We start from the raw sequence: 4,366 nt of genomic DNA, 5'->3' as shown, positions 1-4,366 counted from the left end.
AGGGGCATTTTTTTAACCCTGCTCGCCCATCAGCTGCTTCACCAGATCCACACAGCGCAGGAAACGCGCGTCGTAGTCCGCCTCTTCCACATGTACAAAATCGATATTGTTTTGCTTCAGCAGCGACACCAGTAACGCCTGGAACTCTTTTCTGTCCACCGAGCTGCCGAGGCTGCGCAGGCCATCAGAAACCCAGGGGGTATTGTTTTCCAGCAGGATCACCAGGTCAAAACGGTACTCGTCGATCAACGCCTGCACAAACGGATGCTCACGCCCTTCGTACTTTTTACAGAATGCCTGAGTACTAACAAAATCCGTATCCACAAAGGCCACTTTGTTCGCGTATTTCACCGCGAAATCAATGTACTGCGCATGGCCCAGCGCGATCTTGTCATAGTCCGAATACTGCAACGCCATCTCGTCGCCGCCCAGATGCGAAAAGACATAATCGCGGCCATATTCCCAGGCGCTGGTGGTGTTAAAGATGTTGGCGAGCTTATTGATGAGCGTCGATTTACCGCTCGACTCGCCGCCAAGAATGGCGACGGTACGCACAAAGAAGGGTTTCACTTCGGTGGGGATGTAATCCCAGTAGCGGAACGGGTTCTCGCGGATCTGCGCGCCGCTGATGTTCATAAAGGTGCGTTCCGGATCGATAAGGATCGTTTCTGTTCCCAGATGTTCCAGATACTGCGGTGCATCCAGCGCTTCGGAGGTGTAGATCCGGTTCGGCTCGATGCCCTTCTCTTCCATAAAGGCTTTCATGCCCCGGCTCCACACGTCCCAGCCGTGGGGATACGGCTCCATGCCCTCTTCATTGAAAGCATGGATATGAATGTTCTTCTGGTATTTGAAGGTCTGCAACAGCCAGCGCAGGCGATCCGGTACCGTCGGCTGCTGTGACATGGCGCTGTCTTCGAAAAGCGCGCGGTCACGGGTGTCGTCATAGCCCATGATGATATGCAGCTCGTCCACCTGGCTACAGGCACGCTGGATCAGATAGATATGCCCGGTATGCAGCGGGTAAAACTTGCCGAACACCACGCCGACGGATTTGCGGCGACGCGGGAATTCCAGCCCTAAAAAGCGGTGCAACGCTTCCAGCTTCTGCGCGCTCGGGCTTTTGATTTTGGCATTGAGCAACTGGCTGAGGTAGCCCTTGGTCATGCCGCTGGCATCCGCCACCTGCTGCAGGGTGCAGCCTTTCTGGCGGATCGCGGTCTTCAGGTAATCAAATGACGACATAGGTGCCTCCTGCATCAGTGCGGTTAGTTTCCGCTTAATAAATCATTATAAGTCGTCAAAAACAGATAGCGCATCAGAAAGCTTCTTGACACCAAAGACTTGCATCCCGGCAGGCGGCTTTTTCGGCACGTTGGCCGCAGGCACGATGGCGCGTTTGAAGCCGTGTTTGGCGGCCTCGGAGATACGCTCCTGGCCGCTCGGCACCGGGCGGATCTCGCCCGCCAGCCCCACTTCGCCGAACACCACCAGATCGTCCGGCAGCGGGCGGTCGCGCAGGCTGGAGACCATCGCCAGCAGCAGCGCCAGGTCCGCGCTGGTTTCGGTGACTTTTACGCCGCCGACCACGTTAACGAACACGTCCTGATCCGACATTTGCAGACCGCCGTGACGGTGCAGCACCGCCAGCAAAATCGCCAGACGGTTTTGCTCAAGACCGACGGCCACGCGGCGCGGGTTAGCCATCATCGACTGATCCACCAGCGCCTGAATTTCCACCAGCAGCGGGCGCGTGCCTTCCCATACCACCATCACCGAACTACCGGCGGTGACTTCATCGCCACGGCTTAAGAAGATGGCAGACGGATTGCTCACTTCGCGCAGGCCCTGCTCGGTCATGGCGAACACGCCGAGTTCGTTGACCGCGCCGAAGCGGTTTTTATGGCTGCGCAGCGTGCGGAAGCGGGAGTCGGCATCGCCGTCCAGCAGCACCGAACAGTCGATGCAGTGCTCCAGCACTTTTGGCCCGGCCAGCGAGCCGTCTTTGGTGACGTGGCCGACCATTACAATGGCCACGCCGCGCGTTTTGGCGTAGCGCGTCAGATAGGCCGCTCCTTCACGCACCTGCGCCACGCTGCCCGGCGACGACTGAATATCCGCCATATGCATCACCTGGATGGAGTCGATGACCATCAACTTCGGCTGCTCTTCATCGGCGATAGTGCAGATGTCTTCAATGCTGGTTTCAGACAGCATATTGAGATTCGCCGTCGGCAGGCCCAGACGGTGCGCGCGCATCGCCACCTGTTGCAGCGACTCTTCCCCGGTGACGTACAGAGTTTTCATCTGCTCGGACAGCTTGCACAGCGTTTGCAGCAGCAGCGTGGACTTGCCCGCGCCGGGGTTGCCGCCGATAAGTATTGCGCTGCCCGGCACCACGCCGCCGCCCAGCACACGGTCAAATTCTTTAAAGCCGGTGGAAAAGCGCGGCAATTCCTCAAGGCTGATCTCGGAGAGCTTCTGTACCTTCGAGCCGCCCGCATTACCGGCATAGCCGCTCAGGCGCTCGTTACGGGCAACCACGGGCGATGCCGCCACACGCACTTCGGTGATGGTGTTCCAGGCATGACAGGCGCTGCACTGCCCCTGCCAGCGCGGATAATCGGCACCACATTCATTACATACAAATGCGCGTTTCGGAGCTTTTGCCACTTTTACCTCGTTATTTCTGATTCATGCTGCCCGACAGGATGCAGAACACGCCCATCAGGTCAGCGTGACGGATCGTCACTTCTGTCTTTTCGTTCACTTTCGGCTTGGCGTGATAGGCAATGCCCAGCCCTGCCGCTTTAATCATCGGCAGATCGTTTGCGCCATCGCCAATGGCCACGGTCTGCTCAAAGGGCACGTCATATTTTTCTGCCAGACGTTTCAGCGTTTTCGCTTTGTACTGCGCATCCACGATGTCGCCCAGCACATGGCCGGTGAGCCTGCCGTCCATGATTTCCAGTTCATTGGCGACCACCGCCGTCAGGTGCAGCTTGTCGCGCAGGTAATCGGCGAAGAAAGTGAAACCGCCGGAGGCAATGGCGACTTTCCAGTCCAGCGACTGTAGCTTCAGCACCAGCTGCGTGAGGCCCGGCATCAGCGGTAAATCATCGCGCACCTGGCGCAGGATATTGGCGTCGGCCCCTTTTAAGGTCGCCACGCGGCTGCGCAGGCTTTCGGTGAAATCCAGCTCGCCGCGCATGGCGCGTTCGGTGACTTCCGCCACCATCTCGCCGGTGCCCGCCAGTTTGGCGATCTCATCTATACATTCGATCTGAATGGCGGTGGAATCCATGTCCATCACCAGTAATCCCGGTGTTTTCAGGTGCGGGATCTTGCCAAGCGGCGCGACGTCCAGCCCGGCGTCGTGCGCCAGACGGGTGGCGCGCGGCGTCAGCGAACCGGCCAGGCGGATCACCTGATACTCATCCACGCCCCAGGCCGCCACAATCACCATGGCTGCGCCCAGCTTACGCTGATACTCCGTCAGGCGCGCTTTATTCAGATCGCGACCGTAAAGCAGCCAGCCGCTGCGACCGGCATGATAATCCAGCGGCATCACCTCATCGCCACTTAACGAGAGCGGCAATCCAGGCCACTGAGAAACCTCTTCAGGCAGATCGCACCAGGTCAGACTGTTAAGCATTAATGCTCCTGTTTACACGTTCGCGTCGGAAATTGTCTATACCCTGAATAATTCGGGTTGCAGGAAGGCGGCGACGCAGTGAGTCCCCGGGAGCTTACATAAGTAAGTGACCGGGGTGAACGAGGAAAGCCAACACACCTGCAACCTGAAGTATGACGGGTATAAGGAAAATAACGCATGAGGCTACCCTGTAACCATCGCTTCTGGCAACAGCTTCATGTGGAATTGTGCAGTGCTGCCGGGCCCGGAGAGAGGGTACCCGGCAGGACGTTTACCGTTACGTTACGCTTCCAGTTCTTTCACGCCCGTCTGCGTTCGTACCCAGCGCGGGGCTTTCATGATGTCCGCGAAATACCACACCAGTTCACAGAGCAGCCCGGTAAGGCTTTTTTCCATGTCCGGCGGCAGCGACTGACTGTTGAGCACGCGCGTTAACGTCAGACAGTATTCACATAACAGGTCAGATTCCGGTTCGAAACGGGGCGGTTGCGCAGGCGGTGTATCCACCGTGAGCGCCGCAACCAGATGCGGCGGTATCACCTCATTCAGCGTGGGCTGGAGCAGCATCATGCAGGCATTGAGGCGGCCGCACATGGCAAGGCGCAGCGCCGGATCGTCGCTTTCAATCAGCGCTTCGGCAAAATGCTCGCAATGATCCGCCAGCAGGGTGAAATCGGTGTCAGCAGTAAAAGGAACGGTAAGTAAGGGGTA

At 58.0% G+C, this 4,366-nt stretch carries 4 protein-coding genes; all 4 read right to left on the bottom strand.

The window, feature by feature from the left end; genetic code table 11:
• Nucleotides 1–12 precede the first annotated feature (12 nt).
• The gene (gene nadR, locus QRD42_RS07845) at nt 13–1,245 is read right to left on the bottom strand and encodes a multifunctional transcriptional regulator/nicotinamide-nucleotide adenylyltransferase/ribosylnicotinamide kinase NadR (protein ID WP_072570454.1); all 1,233 of its coding nucleotides are present in this window, start codon (nt 1,243–1,245) and stop codon (nt 13–15) included.
• Between the two features lie 45 nt (nt 1,246–1,290).
• Nucleotides 1,291–2,673, bottom strand: coding sequence for a DNA repair protein RadA (gene radA, locus QRD42_RS07840; RefSeq protein WP_072570453.1), 1,383 nt, complete (start codon nt 2,671–2,673; stop codon nt 1,291–1,293).
• A 10-nt stretch (nt 2,674–2,683) separates the two neighbouring features.
• Nucleotides 2,684–3,655, bottom strand: a complete 972-nt coding sequence (gene serB, locus QRD42_RS07835; protein ID WP_072570452.1) for a phosphoserine phosphatase — start codon at nt 3,653–3,655, stop codon at nt 2,684–2,686.
• Between the two features lie 282 nt (nt 3,656–3,937).
• On the bottom strand, nt 3,938–4,366 hold a 429-nt coding region (locus QRD42_RS07830), incomplete at its 5' end, for a hypothetical protein (RefSeq protein WP_321988563.1).

Source organism: Enterobacter sp. PGRG2 (assembly GCF_030291195.1).
Classification (GTDB): Bacteria; Pseudomonadota; Gammaproteobacteria; order Enterobacterales; family Enterobacteriaceae; genus Enterobacter_D.
This window is presented reverse-complemented; position numbering and strand designations above follow the sequence as displayed.

Bases quoted from the DNA above. Each gene is read 5' to 3' on its own strand.
- serB (WP_072570452.1), bottom strand. From the start codon at position 3,655: ATGCTTAACAGTCTGACCTGGTGCGATCTGCCTGAAGAGGTTTCTCAG.
- nadR (WP_072570454.1), bottom strand. From the start codon at position 1,245: ATGTCGTCATTTGATTACCTGAAGACCGCGATCCGCCAGAAAGGCTGC.